Source organism: Spiroplasma endosymbiont of Ammophila pubescens, assembly GCF_964020965.1.
Classification (GTDB): Bacteria; Bacillota_I; Bacilli_A; order Mycoplasmatales; family Mycoplasmataceae; genus Spiroplasma.
On record NZ_OZ026611.1, the window covers coordinates 1,140,322 to 1,157,147 of the forward strand.

Consider the following 16,826-nt stretch of genomic DNA (forward strand, 5'->3'; position numbering starts at 1 on the left):
TTAAAACCCTCGTTTCTTACTATTATTTATTATATCAATTTTCAATAAAAAAGGTTATTCTTTTCTATAAATCATAACCTTTTTAGCATCTTTAATTCATTATAATTTTACTAATAAAATACTTATTATTATTATGTAATTCAACAGTAATTGTAATAGTTTTACCATTAATTTGATATTCAAAAACATTATCCATTGGTTGTGCTAGAACAGTAACATCTATTTTAGCAATCGTCTTTTGCATTTCTTGTAAAATAACATTTTGACTTTTATCAAAATCAGTAAGATATTTTGTTAAAGTTGTAAAAACACCATTGATTCCTTTGATGTTTTCTAAAATATGATTTAAATAAAATAAGGGACTATTGTCAATAATTCTCTTATCTTTAAATCCTAATATTTCTAAAAAAAGATCTGGGTTTAATAAGGTATCACGTAAAAGTCATGACTGATTCGTAGTTGGTGTTAAAAACTGGTCAAATAAATGATAAACATCTTTTGCATTAATAAATGTTGGTTCAGTTATTGCTGCGGTTATTTCTTTGCAAACTTCAACAATACTTTTATGTTTAATAAAATTAGTTAATTCATTATTTGGTAATCAATTTTGTAATGGTTCTGTAAAAACCATTTTTAAATTTTTAATTTTTGAAACAGATGAATTTGGTAATAACATTGTCAAAATATCACCTAAGATATCACCGTGATATAATTCCAAGAATAAATCATTTACAGCATTTGGATTATCAACAATTTTGGTGATAATTGGTTTTAAATTTGCTGGTAAGTTCTTTTCAACTAATGAGTTTGTTAAAAAAGTAACCATATCATTTAATGTTTCACCAGCCGCCATTGTATTAATTAAATCTCATACTAAATTTCCTGTATAACCTTTTGTTTCAAATAAATCAAGGGGTTGATAAATATTAATGATAACTTTACCAAAAACGGATAACCCAGCTGGTGTTAAATCTTCTGTTACTAAAAAGGGAAGATTTTTTCAAATCGTCGGACTAATTTGATGATGTTCAGAACTTTGCAATAAAATGGCCATTAATGTTCGTAGTCTCTTCCCGGTTGAATCTCCTAATCATTGTGATAAATTCCGCATAATTTGTTGTAAATCTATTTTTGAATCAAGTTGATAAGAAGCCGAGCGAACTCTGACAATATCATTTCATGTCACAGTTTGATTTGCATCAAATTGTTGTAAATAATTTAGGACAATGCGACTAAACCGAATGACTTCACTAATTGCTGTTAAATTATTAATTAGATTAAATTTAAAATTAATTTTTTGTTGCATTATTTCAACAATTGTTGTTCCAAAGGTCTTTAACGCTGTGGTATAGTTGTCTGCTGTTGCTTGTAAATTTGTTTTATTTTTATAGTCAAATCGTTCTAACTGCCCTGTTAATTCATTTACAGCATTAACAAGACCAATCATCCCCGATGTTAAAGATTCTTGATAAGTCATTCCTTGGTAAATTGAATCATCAAAAGCATTACGGAAAGAAATTAGTGTTTCTTGGTCAAGAATATCACTTGCAAATTTTAAAATCGTTGATGATAAGAACTCATTTAATAAATGACCATTCGCAATTAATGTTAATAAACCAGGTAATCCTTCTTTAGCAAGAATATTAAAAATTTGTGAACCTAATTGAGCAACATTTGAAATCATTTTATTTGCTTGTTCTGGTTTAAAAGAATTGGTTAAGTTTAAATTTGTTTTTAAATTGCTTTTTAAATAAGCATTCCCATAATATCGATTAAATAATTCAGCATAGCGATTATATTCTTGTAAGTTTTCCTGTTGGGCTGGTTGTGTTGGTAAGTCTTTTAAATACATTGGTTGAGCAAACTGATACATTAAATAATTAAAATCATATTTATGTTGATCACTAATGTAAGCCATTTTGACAACTTGACTATTTTAAGGCATCTAAACTTGCTTGATAATGGCGTAATAGTAGCACATTACTTTCAGGATTAAAACACCCAATCGTTGGGGCAACTGAAGTCGTTAGTAATGTCAAACTCCCTAAATACGCTAATAACTTTTTCATGTTAAGTTCACTCCTTTACAACTTGATAATAATGTTCCATTGCTAACTGATGAACTTCTCTTGTTGGATGAACAATGTCAAAAAAGAAATAATCATCAACATTACCATTGGATGGTAAGGCTGAATTACGTTGCGCATTTAACTTTCCTTCTTCAATAATTTTCATAAAATCTAAATTTAAATTATTAAAATTAACTGTTACATTGTCCTGCGGATGACGCGTTTTAAATTCTGTCATTAAAACAGGTAAATTATCATATAGTCCTCAATTTCGAATTGCATTATTGTAATAGCTATTTGCTAATTCAATCATTTTTGCTACTCGGAAATGAAATTCGGTTGCTATATTATTTGCACGTTTTTTTAAATTCTCATCCAAATCTTGGTTATTATAACGTGGAATTATACTGACATTTGGTGCATCAGAAAATAATATTTTTCGAACCCCATTATTTAATAAGGTAAATAATGCTATTTTAATTCGTTCAACACTTTGTTGCATCGTTACTAACTCCACCTGTGGATCTGTTGCATCAATAATTTGAAACAAATCATTGCCTCCTATTTCAAATAAAACTAAGTCTGTAGAACGCAACTTGTGCTGGCTAACTAATGCTTGGGCTTGTTTTTCAATTGTAACACGATTTAATAATACCCCTTCTGTTCCCACCACATCCGCAGCAGTTGCCCCAGCAATTGCATAATTGCGTCCAAAATCACTATCACGATCATTTGGAATTCCTGGTTTAATTTTATCAAAACCAAGTTTATCATTTAATAAGACAGCTGCTGTATTTCCATTTGTCAAACTGCCATTTTGATAATTTTCTAAATCACTTGGATCATCAGTTCCAATTTTAATATCTAATTTAAAACTATTTTTTACTAGTTTTTCAATTCCGTGCGAATCACTTAAACTATCCCCTAAAATATAATAATTTGTAAATTGTAAATTACTTTTTGCATCATCAATTGCTTTTGATTTATCAATATCTTTTCCAATTAATAATAACGAATCATCAGGATTGAGATGTCAGTCTTGTTCAATCACACAACTCGTAACCATAACAGTACTCCTTGTTGTTACATTTAAAACAGCAAGTAAAGTAAAAAATCTTTTCATATTTTTTTCTCATTTGTTAATTCTTTTTTCTAATAATGATAATAATAATAATTGGTCCAATGCTAAGTAATAAAAATGGTCACATTAAAATAAAAACAGTTCCTGCTCTTGTTGCATATAATGCACTAACAAAATTTGGGTGATATAAATCATCCACAGTAATTGGGGCAATAATATCTTGTGGTGTTAAAGCAGGATTAACAAAAACACTTTCACCTGCCATTGCTGTCATAGCATAAGCAAGATTTTTTAATTGCATATTTAAAAATCAAACTTTATTATTAACAAGATAGGTTCCAATTGATTTGTTGACAACTAACCCATTGATATCAGGTCCACCACTATCAACCATTTGATTATAATCTTCTTGATTATTAATTGTTTGTTGGATTAATGCATGCTCTTTTAACCCTGAACTAAACATTTGTTGAATCCCACCACTTTTAAACATTCATTGAATGCCAGTATTGACATACCCATACGAATGAAATTTAACGGAAACTGTTTTATCAAATTCAATTAGATCAAGCCCAACATCATATAAATCAATATTTTCGTGTTTTTCGATGGTTGGTCCCCAATGATTATAAAATCATGTCTCAGCAAACTGTAAATACTCCTGTTTGATTGTTTCATTTTCATCTGGTTTTTCATAAAAATTTAACGATGATAAAATATCAGCTTCATATGTTGATTTTAAAACAGTATTAGTTAGCGTTTCATAAATTTTAATCTTACTATTTATTACAAACTTTCCCTGTGGAAATGCTCGTTGAATTTGAGTTTTTAAACTATTAATAAATTTTAAAGATTCTAATCCCATTCCAGGCAGGGTTAACCCAATTCCTAGAATTAAAAAAATACTAAGAACTCAGCTTAAAATTCCTAGTCAAATAAACTTCATTTTCTTTGAAAGATTGTTTAACATTATATTTTTTCCTTCTAATTGATAATTATTTTAAAGCTATTAAATCATTTCCATTGAACCCAGTTAATTATATTATAACGAAATAATTGCCAAAAAAAAGAAAAAATTTTAAAATTCTATTTTATTAATTTAACTCCTTTATTAAAATAACCAATTGCAACATCGACTAAAGCACATGATACGGTATCAAAACAAACTGAAGTTATTGTTGCTCATCATGAAGTATATTCATTAAAGAAAGTTGGAAACAATGTGACAAAACTAATAATTCCAAAGATAAAACTTCAAAAATCACAATAAAATGAATAACATTCACATTTTAAAACTTCTGGTTTATCATTTCGTGTTTCATTTTTTGTTCTATTATATAATTTTAATCCTAAATAATAAGCAACCATAGCACTTAAAACACTTAAACTATCACAACAAATGGTTGTTGCTGTTAAAGCAAACGATTGAGCATCACGAATATTAGCATCAAGACTTCAAAATGGTTCTAACGCTAAAACACTTAGAATTCCAAAAGTAACTCCTAAGAAACCAAAACTAAAACTTAAAATATCTGCTCATATAATTGAATTTTTTAACCGATATAACATCATAATCCTCACATATTTTATGTCTAATTTTCTAACACTAAAAGTAGTTCTACGCTTTTTTTAAAAAAAAGCAACCCTATTAAATTATATGGTTGTAAAAACCATAGACATTTTAGACCACCTAAGTTGTTAAAATTAGATTAGGAGAGATAAAATATTAAATAATTTATTTTTTTCAAATCAACTTTTCATATTGTTATCTAATACTTTCGCAAAGATATTCTATCCAAAATAAATTAAAAAGTACAATTATATTGCATTAATTACTTCACTTTTATTAAGAAATTTGATAAACTTCTATGGAGGTGCAATTATGAAAAAGTATAATTATATTTCATTATTTAGTGGTGGTGGAGTTGGATGCTATGGATTTAAGATGGCAGGCTTTGACTGTATTGCAACATGCGAATTATTAGAAGAGCGAATTAATATACAAAAATTTAATAACAAATGTAAATATGAATCTGGGTATATAATTGGAAATATTGAAGATAATGCTACTAAAAAAGGATAAATGATGAAATAGATTATTGGAAAAAAAAATGAATTAATTACAGATATTGATGTCATTGTTGCAACACCTCCTTGTCAGGGAATGTCAACAGCAAACTATAAAAAAATAATGAGATTAAACGAAATTCTTTAGTAGTTGAAGCTATAGAAATAATTAATCATACGCGACCTACTATTTTTATTTTTGAAAACGTACGCGCTTTTTTAAACACAGATTGTACTGGAAAAGATAGTAATAATTATAAAATTAAAGATTATATTCATAAAATTTTGGATACTAATTATAATATTTTTTATAAAACTATAAATTTTAGTGAATATGGAGTGCCAAGTAGTCGTCCAAGAACCATTGTTATTGGAACTAAAAAAAAGTAAAATAAATATTTCTCCATTAAATATTTTTCCACTAAAGGAAAAAAAGTTACATTAATAGATAGTATTTATGGCTTAAAACAACTTAATACTATGGGAGAAATTGATAACCATGATATCTATCATTTTTATAGAAGCTTCCCAGAATACATGGTTGAATGAATAAAAGACTTAAAAGAAGGAGAAAGTGCTTTTAATGGTAAGATAAAACCATATAAAATTGTAGATGGACAAAAAATAGAATTAAAATCTGCTCATTTAGGAAATAAATTCAGGCGTTTATTTTGAGATAAAATTGGTTCATGTATCACAACAAGAAATGACCAATTAGCGAGTCAAGACACTATACATCCATCAGATAATAGAGTATTGAGTATTAGAAAATTAATGAAACTAATGACTATTCCAAATTCATTTAACTGAACAAATCTAAGTAATACTGAATTAAATTCCATTGAATTAAAGACAAAACAACTTTTTCTTAGAAAAAACGAATTAAACATTAGAAGAATTATTGGCGAATCTGTTCCAACCAAAATATTTTATGATATGGCAAAAAATATTAAAGAAATATTAGACTATGATAATAATTTAATTTTGAAAAATAAAGAAAACTTTTATATAAATTTATATCTGGTAGAAAAACAAATTATAAATGTAAAAGAAACAGGTTTTTTATACACCACAAAGTATAATATTTAATTTGCTAAAAAATATAAAAGTTAAAAAGAAAAAAATCAAAATTTTAGAACCATCTATTGGAATGGGAAATTTTTTACCACAATTATTACGTATTTTTGATGATTGTGAAAAAATTGAAATAACATGTATTGATATATCTAACGAAATTATAAAAAACTTAATTAAAAATTTAAAAAATTTAAAGTATCAAAAAGACAAATTTATTTTTCACTTTGTTGTAAAAGATTTTTTAAGTTTTTCTATGCAACATTATGATTATATAATTGGGAATCCTCCTTATTTTAAAACGTTAAAATCTCAATACAACTCTATTAATATGTTTACAAATTTTTTAGAACATTCATATAAAAAATGTGATGAATTACTTTTTATTATTCCTAAAACTTTTTTAATGGCTGATTCATATTTTGAACTAAGAAAAAAATATGAATCATATTATTATATTAAAAATATAACTGATAATGGAATACATGCATTTGAAAAAGTGTTTATAGAAACTATATCAATTCATTTTACTAAATTAGTAACAACTACAAATATAAATATATTAAATATTACTTATAATGAAATATTACCCATAAATTATATATACCATGATAAAGTTTGATTAATTTATAGGAATGAATGATTTGATAATTTTATTAAAGAAATAGCTTTAGATTTTTTTATCCCATATAGAGATAGACAAATATCTAATAAACTTTTAGAAACAGAAAATGGAAAAATAAAATATGAGTTATTAAATCAAAAAAAAATATTAAATTCTTCTGAATTTGTTCATATACATAATTATGATAAATATATTTCAAAAGAAAATTTAAATTCAATAGCAATTAAAAAATTTATTAATCAAAAAGAAATTCTGATTCCAAATTTTACATATAATATTAAAGCCGGTTGATTGCCGGAAAATGCTATTCCAAATGGTTCTTTAGTTGTTATGAAACCAAAATATGAAATAAATAATAAAAATATAGATTTATCATTTTTTTCAACAGAAAATTATCATAAATATTATAAAATTATTAAAAATAATAGTAAATTCACAATAAATATTGATAAATGTACCACATATTATATTGGTCCAAAAAAAGATTAAAGCATTTTTAGCGGGGCATTTTTATTTATTTCATCTAAATTTTTAAAATCATCACGTTCTAAAACATAATCTTTAATATTTAAAGAATTTAATACGATAATAATATTATTATTGTTTGCCAAGTCATTAAACATTTGCTCTAAAGATTCATCTTTAATTGTTTGATTACAAGAAATTATTAAATTAATTTTTTTAACGTTTTTAAATTCTGGATAATAATATCTATAATAGAATAATTGTCCAATAGCTTTGGCAATTTGAGAAAAATAATTTTCTTTAGTAGCTGTTTTAATTTCGTAAATATTTATCTCATCTTTTTCTTTATTTAAATAATTCCAAATATCCACTCTACTCTCATAAAATTCATATTCTGAATTTGTTTCCATCAAAAAATCAATCATTAATTCATGTAAAGTATTTGTTGCTCATACTAATAAACTATCTGTTTCTTTTAAAATAGTATCTTTATTATTTGTTTTCTTAATGGAACTTTTTATTCGTTTTTTACACCCCTTTAATGCAGTTATTTCTTTAATGGTATTTTTTTCTTCAAAAATACTTTCTTGTTGCTCAAGGTTTTGATTTTGTAATTCAAAAATTAATGAATGTATTTTTGTAATATCCAATGTATAAATATAATTATTTTTCCGTATGCCATTAATTTTTTATTTTAAATGTCTTTTTCCATGTTTATTATACGATATAGTTAAAACATCATTTATGTCTTCAAAATTTCCTGTTCTTGTAACTGTAACGTTTATTTTTTAAATAAATGCTCAAACTTTGAAAATTGCACGCAAATTATTATTAATCATATCTTGACTTTTGATATTAGTTTTTTGTTTCATTTTTTCTACTAAATTATTTAATAGATTAAAATTTTTAGTTTTTAAAGCTAATTCACAATTTTGTGTTTCTCTTTCATTTTCTAAAATAGCATTTGCATATAAGTATAAGCATGCAAATGAATTTTCATAAGAAATTGCAATATAATTTAATAAATTTTCATCAATTAAATCAATATTATATGTTCCATTAACTGTTCGAATAATATTCATATATTCTAATACATGAATATTTTCGTTATATATTCCCAATTTCAGTTTCACTTGTATCTAGATTTCATTTATTTCTAGCATAATCAATTCAACTTTTCTTATTTATATTATTGAAATTATCCTTTAAATAATTTGCAAGTAAATAAATGCAATCATATGTGACCTTCTGTTTAAAGCATGACTGTCTTAATTCCATTTTTAAATAACTAATCATATTTTTACCTTTCTAAATAATTGAATATAATTGAATGTATCATACTATTAGGATAGCAAATAATAAACGCATTATCAATATTTAAAATATATTGTTTATGTAAAAACCATATACATTTTAACCACCTAAGAAAGTTACTATTAATTATAATGGTGAATATAAAGATAATATGTTTATATGACAATAATAACTATTCTCCTAATAATGTTTAAACGGATTACTGAAACTATTTTATTAACTGATAATAATGCCATTACTCGTGCTCAAACAACTTATAAAGTAAACATAGGCATCATAATGATAATTCAGATATTTTATCTTTAACTATGCTCCATAAATTTATAATGGTTAAATAAATAACATAATAATCATGTTGCAAAAGTATTAACAACAAATAAGGTTGTTAACGTTCCAATTAAACTTTTCTTATTATTAGCAGCCATTGTTTTAAAGTCATATTCATAATACTTATTATTTACTTTATGTACATCATATAAAACTTGAGTTGGGAAAGACCCTTGGGCAAATGTTCACAATGTATAAGGATCAATCAACTGCTTTAATGTAATTTCAAAATGAGTAACAAAATAAACATTTCTAACAATTTTACTAATATAACTGTTTAATACTGTTGTCACAGAATACTTCTTATAAATATAATCCTAAAGTGCTTTTTCTCGTAATTCTCATTGTTGTTTAAAAGTATTATTTATAGTATTAAAAATATTTTTTAAAAAAGCAGAATGATTTAAAATTAAATAAGAAAAATATTCTTCAAAAAATGAAGAGTTGTTTTCAACAATTAAATTATTAATTTCTAAAAACTTTCATTTTATTTGTTCACCTTTTTCTAAAAAATTGATTAACAAATTAAACTCATTTTCTTTTTTGAAAGTTTTTAATAATTCTTCTTGTATCGTATTAATATAAGTATTTTGTTTAATAAATTTAGATAATACGGATTTTGTGAAATTAAAAAATAATTTGTATCAATATAGCTTAAGTCTAACACTTTTAACTTACTCATCTCATATACATTCTTATATGGTATGTGGTCCTTTAAAAAAAATTCACCATGATTAGCATCATACGGTATTAAAGGCAAAATTCAAAATAAAGCAGTGAAAAGAAGACTAAGGAAAGTAATAAAAGTTAACGCAAAAAGTTTTGATGTAATAAAGCAAAAGAGAAAAATAATTGGAACCAGTAATATTAAATATAATAAAATTACTAAATAAAATTTTAAATAAATAAAATAATCATAAGCATCAGCAACTCGTAATAAAATAGTTAAAACAACACTTGGCAATAACAATAGAATTGTAAAAAATAAAGCACTAAAACAATAGAAAAAGGTCAGTTTAAATAAAATTAAATTACTTCGATGTTTAAAATTAAGGACATATGTATAAAGAATTCCGTTATTTTGTTCTTCTTTAAAATTAACAATAATTAAATAAGTAACAAAAATTGGAATAAAAATGAAGTACACTATTCGGAAAAAACATAATAAGAGTAGCATAACCACTTTTAATTACTCATGCATAATTTAAAAAGAAAAAAGCAAAAAAAAGTCATTGTTATAACAAGGCCAAAAAGTAATCATAATCATATTATTTTTGATTTGAAATTTTTTTTTAAATAAAAATAATCATAACCGCATTAAAAAAACAACTCCTTTTTCTCATCTTTTCTTTTGACCCCTTCAATTTGCCCATAATATAATTGTTCAAGATTCTCTTGTTGATAATCAAAAGTTTTATTATATAAAATTTTTCCTTCATTAAGGATAACAACATAATTAATTAAAGATTCTAATTCTGGCAAAATATGTGAAGCAATAATAATTGTCATTTTAGGGTTTCTTTGATGTAACTTAAAAATTAACTTACAAACTTGTTTTCTAGAATCAGGATCTAAATTAGCAGTTGGCTCATCTAGAACCAATAAATCCGGATCATTAATTAAAATTAACGCTAATAAAAATTTCTTTTTCATTCCACTGGAAAATTTAGCAAAACTTTTGTGGGCGTGCTCAGCTAAATCAAAATATTCTAGTACTATTGGAATTAGTTCTTTTGCTTTTTGATAATTAATTTTTGTAATAAAAGCTTGGTAAAATAAAATATCTTTTGCACTTATATTATGATTAAAAAAACTATTAGCAGGTGCAAAACCAATTTTTTGCATTAATAAAAAAATCATCATATTTTAAGAATTGATCTTTTCTAATCAGTCCCAAAATAATTTTAATTAAAGTTGTTTTGCCTGCTCCATTAGGACCAATCAAACCAATAATTTGACCATCATCAATATTTAAAGTAACACCACTAATAATTTTTTTATGTTTATATCCAAATGATAATTCTTGACATCTAATTTTTATCATTTTTAAAAGTCCTTCCCTATAAACCTTAGTTTTCCAGTAATCTAATTTAATTTTCTAATTTGTTAATCCTATCAAATGCTTTTTTAAATTGTTCTTGTAAATTTATTAATGTATATTCAGTATATTTTTTATTTAAATGAAATATTGCTATAAAATTTTTAATTACTAAATATTGATTTCATCAAATACCAATATCATTCACATTTTTAATAATATGTCCTCCAACTTCTTCTGTTAAATTATCTTTATTTTTAAATTTAATACTAGCATGTTCATATACTAATCAATCATGAGATAATTTATCTTTTTTACCTAAATGAATTCAAATTGAACTATTCGTAAAATCGTCACTAAGATCATCATAAAACATTGGTAAATTATTATAATATATTTCATGATAATTATTACGCATTTCTTCTACTCATCACTCCCACCCATCTTGACCATGATAAACATCATAAGTAAAACTTATTGGTTGTATGTATTATTTAAGGGTTTTAATTAATATCTTAGAAATTGTGGAATAAAAATACCACTTACTTATCTAAATTATATTACTTTTAATTTTATTGTCAACAATATTTTAACATTTTTTAAATTTTTCCACGACAAAAATACATGTTTATTAAAGTTATTTAATTTATTAGATAAAATTAATAAAAATATAAGTTTGGTTGTAAATTATTATTTACAAAATTATTAACTGAATAATTAATTCTATTTTCTTCTAATGGTTCATTAGTATTAAATAAATTAATTTTATTTTTAAAATTCATCATACTAATATTTAATTTATTTTTAAGAGTTTTTTTCATGATAAGTTGCTTTTTTAACCAAAACACCTTTACAGTAATGTGATATATCACCCTCAATATGACAACCAGTATTATTTCATAATGTTTGATTTCTGACACTTTCTTCATTATTTTTAATTAATTTAATTGTCTCTTTTAAGAATTTAATTTTTGCTTCTTTTATAAAAGAAGCACTGTTTTCTAAACATTCTAATAATTCTTCATATTTAGCATTAAAAAAATAATCGATTGCTTTATGGTACGTTTCTCTGTTTTCTTTGTTTTTACTTTGATAAGGATATAATTTTTTAAATCTACTTGTAAGGTGGAATTTATCTATCGTGTAATGTACTTTATTTTTAGGAAAATATTCTTGAATAAATTTTACAATATTTTTAATTCAAGGTGCGCCATCGCCTAATACCATAAATTCAATATTGTCATTAATATCATAATAACTGGTAATTAATGTAAATAATTTATTAACAAAATTAGTTAATTTACTATTTTTTTTAATATATTCTGGAATATTGTCAAGTTCTATAACACCTAATTTATTTGCAATTACAGGTCTTTTTTTTCGTTGATTTTGCCTTATCAAAACCAGTATGAACAGTTGAAAATATACTATGTTTTTTTATTTTTTCTTTTCCTTTTTTCTTTTCATTTCACATTTTTAAATAAGTTCCATCAATTTGAATATATAAAGTATGAGGTATCTTTATTTTTTTATCAGTTTTATTAAGATAATATTCTTTATCAGTTTTTGCATTTTTCATAATATTTGAAATTGTTTTTATACAAATTTTTACATGTTCCATAGTATCTAAAATATCTTGATATGTTTTTTTCTTGCCAATAAATGATAATATTTTTTCTTTAATAGAATTATCTATTCTTTGTCATTTTTCAATTCCTAAAAGTTTATCCAAAGGAAAAATATATTCTTCTTTACCTGTTTCTGGATTAATTTTATAATATTTTTTTCTTTTAAAAGTTATTTTCCCATTTAAAATAGTTAATGTTCTTGGTTTTATTTCTTTTACTTTATAATCTTTAAATTCTTTTAAAGTTTCATCAATTTTATAATTTTTAAAAATTCATTCATCACAATCTTCTAAATTTTGTTGAATAATTTCAATACTTTGTATATATAACAAATTATTAAAATTCTTAAAAAAGTTGTTATCAATATTTATTATTTTTTTACCCTCTTTTCTTAGTTCTACACATTAACACAAAAATAATAAAAATGCAAAAAAAGATATTATTTTTTATTTATTGTGTTATAATTTAATTGTTAATTATTAGCAAATTAATTTAACTGAAAAAGTAAAGTAATTTACTTTTTTTTATTTTGATGTAAAATATAGATAATAAAAAAAGAACCGTGTCAAGTTCTTCTGTACATGTTTTTCTCTACTTATATTTAACCATATAAAGGAGTAAAAAATGAAAGAATTTAATCCAAAAACAGCAAGTTTACGAACATTCTATCGTAAAATAGATGAATTTTAGCAAAATAAATCACCTAATAAACCATATACTTTGAACGATTTAACCAATGAATTCAATCTTTCTCGCAAGTGAAGATATGATACTTATGCGAGCGAGAAGATAGTTCCTTTATTTGAAAAACAAGTTGATAGAATTGAAAGTGAAATAATTAATTTTATGATGAAATCACCTGATGGTGCTAAATTATATTGACAACGAGCATTTAATTATAAATATTTATTACAAGAAAAAGAACTTGAAAAAGAATTAAACTTAAATAATCAACAATCAATAATTGTTAATTTACAAACAGAGATTAGAGATATTAAAAAAGAAAGTGATAATAATGCTTAATCATTTTACTTATTTGTTAGAAACACCTTATTGGTTATTACAAAATAGTACTATTGGTAATAAATATCCATTTGCTAAAAAGTTTGAGTTAGTTAATGAAATTAATCAAATTGGAACACGATATAGTGGTAAAACTATATCAAATATTAAAATGTTTGGTGAATTATTAAAAATTAGTTTATTAATTAAAGAACCAATTTGTATCATTGCTAGTATGTATTGGAGTAAAGATTTAAAAGATAGTGTATTTCAAAATATATGAAATATGTTAGATGAAAATCATATTCCTTATACTATTAATTTATCAAATTTTACTTTTACTTTATCAAATGGTAGCAAAATATATTGTAAAGGTTTACATTCACCTAGCAGAAAAGAAAAATTAAAAGCTTTTGCTGATTTAAATAAATATAAATTAGTAATTGATTGAAGAGAAGAATGTGATCAATTTCAACAAAAAGATTTAAGTGATTTAGAATTTGCTATTCGTGGTTATCAAAATAAAATAACAATTAATACATGTAACCCTGAAAGTTTAAAAAGATATATTGTTGGTTATTGTAATGAATTATTACCTTTTAATGAAGAAATAATGCGTAGTAAATATGAGCAAATTAAGTATATTGAAAAATGAAATATGAAAATTATTATTCATTATTCTAGTTGAAGATTAAATTATGAATTACCACAAGATAAAGTTAATGAACAATTAAGATTAGAACAATTATATATTGAAAGAGCAAGAGTTTGGAGTTGAGGATTGCCTGGCAATACTAGTGGATCAATCTTTTCAAGATATATTGATATTATGCAAACAACAGATATTATTCAACCAACTAAATTATTAGGTGGTGTTGATATTGCTAATGCTACTAGTCCTAAAGGACATACAACAGCGACTAGTTTTTGAATATATAACTCATTTGATAAAAAAGCCTATAAAGTTGCTGAATATACTCATTCAAATTATACACAACAATTTAAAACTGAATTAGAACAAGTTAAAGATATTTTAGAGTTTTATAACAATCAATTAAATCAATATTTTAATTTAATTCAGCAAGGTATATCGATTAATGTTGATGATAGTGCTTATTCAACATTGTAAAGTTTAAACCGAGAAAAATATAATTATTCTTTTGGTCAATATTATGACATTTAAACCAGCACAAAAACAAAAATTTAAAGTAAGACATCGTGTAGAGGCATTCACAATGTTAATAAATACTAATCAATTAAAATGATTATGAGAAAAATGTCCTGTAAGTAAAACCCAATATGAATTAATACAATGAGAAGATAAGCCTGAAGCAAGAGAAGAAAAAGTATTAGACTTATATGATGATACATTTGATAGTGATTTTTATGCTTTACATTTTGAATTAATACCAATGGTTAAGCATAATAGTTCAGCAGATTATAAATTATGACAAGAAAGGGAGTGAATAAATTAATGAAAAAAGATATTTATGTAATACATGATGAGCGTGTAATAAATGCAAAAAGACCCTATATGTCTGTTTGTGGACAAGTTAAAAAAAGACTTTGTCAAGAATTAAAAAAAAGATAATATCGCAATGTGTAAATTAAATTTATATAACGAATATATTAAAAAGTATCAAAAAGTTAAAGTATGTGTACAAATTTTAGCAAATGAACCTAGTTTATTAACAGTAAATATAATTAATTATGCACTTATCTTAAATTTAAAGGAGCAAAATAACCATGAATAATACCTTTCCATCTTTACCAAACTTAAATGATATTAATAGTGTTTTAAAATTTTATAATTATTATTGAACTATTAATTTAGCAAATATTATTGCTTGCCATCAAATGCGATTAGTAAATGGTAAAGATATTTTATTTAAGTCGCATCGTAAAGACATTTTAGAAAAATTAAATTGATGATATGAAACTTATAAAATAAAAGAAAAATTAGATAAAAATGAATTATCAGCAAGTTTAATGGGTAAAACTATTTTTGGTTTATTAGAAACATCAGACGGTAATATTGATTTATGAATTAACCCATTTAACTTTACATCACGCGTAAGTAAAATAAATGAAATTGAACAAGGTGCTGATATTTGATTAAATTATCATCAATCAGATAGTGGTTTTATTTTAAATTTAATTTGTACCAAAGATAAAATAATTATTAAGGGTTGACCCAAAAATAATGAAGTGGTTGTTGGTCAAAGTAAAACACAAATTAAAGATGATGTTAGACCTGTTTTAGTTCAAGAATTTAAAAATAAATTAGGTATAGTACCTTTTTGAGAAATGATAAATGAACATAATTCTTTATTTTTATCAACATCAACAACTTTAAATCCATGACCTACAATGGCAAATTGTTATAAATTACAATTTGATTTAGAAGAAGTTTTAATATTAAATCAAAAGAAAGATGAGCAAATCGTACTCATTAATATGGGGTATTAGATGATGATTTAATGACTGCTTATAACAAAGGCAATAAAAAAGTATTACAAGATGCTTTTGATGATATTTTTATTCAATCAGGTCAATCAGCCGTTGATGGTCAATTATCCCAATCTTTACAAGTAGTACAAAGGACACCAACCTTAGAAACATATACACAAGACTAAAAAGCAATTATTGAACAAGTATATATAGCATGTAATTTTTCTAGTCCTTTTGATGATGCCTCAGATAGTGAAGAAAATAAAACCCAATCATTAATAAAAAAACAAAAGACTTAGAAAAACAAGCATATTTACAAGCATATCGTAAACAATATTATACTAAAATGTTTGATACTGTTTTAAAATATTATGGTTTATGAGATGGAAATGGTGAACGCCCTTATGGTTTTGATTTTGTTAGTGCTAGTTTAGTAGATCAAATGCGACAAAATGAATTAATTACTACTAGATTAGAAAATCGTACAATGGAGCCAGTAAGAGCAATAACTGAATATAATGATGTTGATGAATTAGAAGCAATCAAATATTATGAAAAAATTGAAAAATACTGAGATAAAAGGCATGCCCAAGAGATAGAACATAATAATAAATTAATGGAATATGATGAAACTGGTAATAATCAAAATGCCGTACAAGGTAGAACAGAAATTAAGGAGAATTAA

At 23.9% G+C, this 16,826-nt stretch carries 25 protein-coding genes and 1 pseudogene; 11 read left to right on the forward strand and 15 right to left on the reverse strand.

All coding sequences use genetic code 4. The annotated features are described in order from the left end of the window. Positions 1-91: 91 nt before the first annotated feature. The 5 genes from ABNT63_RS07365 to ABNT63_RS07385 all read right to left on the reverse strand — a co-directional run bounded on the left by ABNT63_RS07365 (position 92) and on the right by ABNT63_RS07385 (position 4,719). The gene (locus ABNT63_RS07365) at positions 92-1,918 is read right to left on the reverse strand and encodes an MOLPALP family lipoprotein (RefSeq protein ID WP_348735139.1); all 1,827 of its coding nucleotides are present in this window, start codon (positions 1,916-1,918) and stop codon (positions 92-94) included. Positions 1,919-1,931: 13 nt separating this feature from the next. After that, positions 1,932-2,069: a lipoprotein gene (locus tag ABNT63_RS07370; protein WP_348735140.1), complete on the reverse strand. Its 138-nt coding sequence runs from the start codon at positions 2,067-2,069 to the stop codon at positions 1,932-1,934. A gap of 1 nt (position 2,070) precedes the next feature. Then, a complete protein-coding gene (locus ABNT63_RS07375; protein ID WP_348735141.1) occupies positions 2,071-3,192 on the reverse strand; it encodes an SGNH/GDSL hydrolase family protein in 1,122 nt (373 codons plus the stop codon). A 16-nt stretch (positions 3,193-3,208) separates the two neighbouring features. Then, a complete protein-coding gene (locus ABNT63_RS07380; protein ID WP_348735142.1) occupies positions 3,209-4,120 on the reverse strand; it encodes a hypothetical protein in 912 nt (303 codons plus the stop codon). A 116-nt stretch (positions 4,121-4,236) separates the two neighbouring features. Further along, positions 4,237-4,719, reverse strand: coding sequence for a hypothetical protein (locus ABNT63_RS07385; protein WP_348735143.1), 483 nt, complete (start codon positions 4,717-4,719; stop codon positions 4,237-4,239). Positions 4,720-5,032: 313 nt separating this feature from the next. Here ABNT63_RS07385 and ABNT63_RS07390 point away from each other — a divergent pair, with 313 nt between their 5' ends. From ABNT63_RS07390 to ABNT63_RS07400, 4 genes and pseudogenes are all read left to right on the forward strand, one after another. After that, positions 5,033-5,233 (forward strand): hypothetical protein, encoded by a 201-nt coding sequence (locus ABNT63_RS07390; RefSeq protein WP_348735144.1) that lies wholly within the window; start codon positions 5,033-5,035, stop codon positions 5,231-5,233. 81 nt (positions 5,234-5,314) lie between these two features. Continuing rightward, positions 5,315-5,607 (forward strand): annotated as a pseudogene (locus tag ABNT63_RS11390) (DNA cytosine methyltransferase). Between the two features lie 90 nt (positions 5,608-5,697). Beyond that, positions 5,698-6,306 carry a hypothetical protein gene (locus ABNT63_RS07395; protein ID WP_348735145.1) on the forward strand — a complete coding sequence of 203 codons (609 nt, stop codon included), beginning with the start codon at positions 5,698-5,700 and terminating at the stop codon, positions 6,304-6,306. A 61-nt stretch (positions 6,307-6,367) separates the two neighbouring features. Continuing rightward, positions 6,368-7,405: a methyltransferase gene (locus ABNT63_RS07400; RefSeq protein WP_348735146.1), complete on the forward strand. Its 1,038-nt coding sequence runs from the start codon at positions 6,368-6,370 to the stop codon at positions 7,403-7,405. Here the strand turns inward: ABNT63_RS07400 and ABNT63_RS07405 are convergent. From ABNT63_RS07405 to ABNT63_RS07450, 10 genes are all read right to left on the reverse strand, one after another. Then, positions 7,402-8,031, reverse strand: a complete 630-nt coding sequence (locus ABNT63_RS07405; RefSeq protein WP_348735147.1) for a hypothetical protein — start codon at positions 8,029-8,031, stop codon at positions 7,402-7,404. The genes ABNT63_RS07400 and ABNT63_RS07405 overlap by 4 nt on opposite strands. Positions 8,032-8,169: 138 nt before the next feature. Next, positions 8,170-8,514: a hypothetical protein gene (locus tag ABNT63_RS07410; RefSeq protein WP_348735148.1), complete on the reverse strand. Its 345-nt coding sequence runs from the start codon at positions 8,512-8,514 to the stop codon at positions 8,170-8,172. 483 nt (positions 8,515-8,997) lie between these two features. Beyond that, positions 8,998-9,315: a hypothetical protein gene (locus tag ABNT63_RS07415; RefSeq protein WP_348735149.1), complete on the reverse strand. Its 318-nt coding sequence runs from the start codon at positions 9,313-9,315 to the stop codon at positions 8,998-9,000. A 24-nt stretch (positions 9,316-9,339) separates the two neighbouring features. Continuing rightward, complete coding sequence (locus ABNT63_RS07420; protein WP_348735150.1) at positions 9,340-9,546, reverse strand: hypothetical protein; 207 nt, start codon at positions 9,544-9,546, stop codon at positions 9,340-9,342. A gap of 793 nt (positions 9,547-10,339) precedes the next feature. Then, a complete protein-coding gene (locus ABNT63_RS07425; protein ID WP_348735151.1) occupies positions 10,340-10,867 on the reverse strand; it encodes an ABC transporter ATP-binding protein in 528 nt (175 codons plus the stop codon). After that, positions 10,839-11,066 carry an ATP-binding cassette domain-containing protein gene (locus ABNT63_RS07430; RefSeq protein WP_348735152.1) on the reverse strand — a complete coding sequence of 76 codons (228 nt, stop codon included), beginning with the start codon at positions 11,064-11,066 and terminating at the stop codon, positions 10,839-10,841. Before ABNT63_RS07430 ends, ABNT63_RS07425 begins: the two co-directional genes overlap by 29 nt. Positions 11,067-11,112: 46 nt before the next feature. Then, the gene (locus ABNT63_RS07435) at positions 11,113-11,478 is read right to left on the reverse strand and encodes a hypothetical protein (RefSeq protein ID WP_348735153.1); all 366 of its coding nucleotides are present in this window, start codon (positions 11,476-11,478) and stop codon (positions 11,113-11,115) included. Positions 11,479-11,719: 241 nt separating this feature from the next. Further along, positions 11,720-11,881 (reverse strand): hypothetical protein, encoded by a 162-nt coding sequence (locus ABNT63_RS07440; RefSeq protein ID WP_348734983.1) that lies wholly within the window; start codon positions 11,879-11,881, stop codon positions 11,720-11,722. Next, positions 11,865-12,461: a UPF0236 family transposase-like protein gene (locus ABNT63_RS07445; protein ID WP_348735154.1), complete on the reverse strand. Its 597-nt coding sequence runs from the start codon at positions 12,459-12,461 to the stop codon at positions 11,865-11,867. Before ABNT63_RS07445 ends, ABNT63_RS07440 begins: the two co-directional genes overlap by 17 nt. Then, a complete protein-coding gene (locus ABNT63_RS07450; RefSeq protein ID WP_348735155.1) occupies positions 12,415-13,020 on the reverse strand; it encodes a UPF0236 family transposase-like protein in 606 nt (201 codons plus the stop codon). Before ABNT63_RS07450 ends, ABNT63_RS07445 begins: the two co-directional genes overlap by 47 nt. Before the next feature lie 388 nt (positions 13,021-13,408). On the opposite strand from ABNT63_RS07450, the gene ABNT63_RS07455 reads away from it, so the two are divergent. The 7 genes from ABNT63_RS07455 (at position 13,409) to ABNT63_RS07485 (ending at position 16,826) form a co-directional block, all read left to right on the forward strand. Then, a complete protein-coding gene (locus ABNT63_RS07455; protein ID WP_348735156.1) occupies positions 13,409-13,711 on the forward strand; it encodes a hypothetical protein in 303 nt (100 codons plus the stop codon). Continuing rightward, positions 13,704-14,819: a PBSX family phage terminase large subunit gene (locus tag ABNT63_RS07460; RefSeq protein ID WP_348735157.1), complete on the forward strand. Its 1,116-nt coding sequence runs from the start codon at positions 13,704-13,706 to the stop codon at positions 14,817-14,819. Before ABNT63_RS07455 ends, ABNT63_RS07460 begins: the two co-directional genes overlap by 8 nt. A 43-nt stretch (positions 14,820-14,862) precedes the next feature. After that, positions 14,863-15,165, forward strand: coding sequence for a hypothetical protein (locus ABNT63_RS07465; protein WP_348735158.1), 303 nt, complete (start codon positions 14,863-14,865; stop codon positions 15,163-15,165). Between the two features lie 123 nt (positions 15,166-15,288). Beyond that, the gene (locus ABNT63_RS07470; RefSeq protein WP_348735159.1) at positions 15,289-15,444 is read left to right on the forward strand and encodes a hypothetical protein; all 156 of its coding nucleotides are present in this window, start codon (positions 15,289-15,291) and stop codon (positions 15,442-15,444) included. Then, positions 15,437-16,159 (forward strand): hypothetical protein, encoded by a 723-nt coding sequence (locus ABNT63_RS07475; protein WP_348735160.1) that lies wholly within the window; start codon positions 15,437-15,439, stop codon positions 16,157-16,159. Before ABNT63_RS07470 ends, ABNT63_RS07475 begins: the two co-directional genes overlap by 8 nt. A gap of 11 nt (positions 16,160-16,170) precedes the next feature. Beyond that, entirely contained in the window at positions 16,171-16,326 is a 156-nt protein-coding gene (locus tag ABNT63_RS07480) for a hypothetical protein (RefSeq protein WP_348735161.1), read from the forward strand. A gap of 161 nt (positions 16,327-16,487) precedes the next feature. Further along, positions 16,488-16,826, forward strand: a complete 339-nt coding sequence (locus ABNT63_RS07485) for a hypothetical protein (protein WP_348735162.1) — start codon at positions 16,488-16,490, stop codon at positions 16,824-16,826.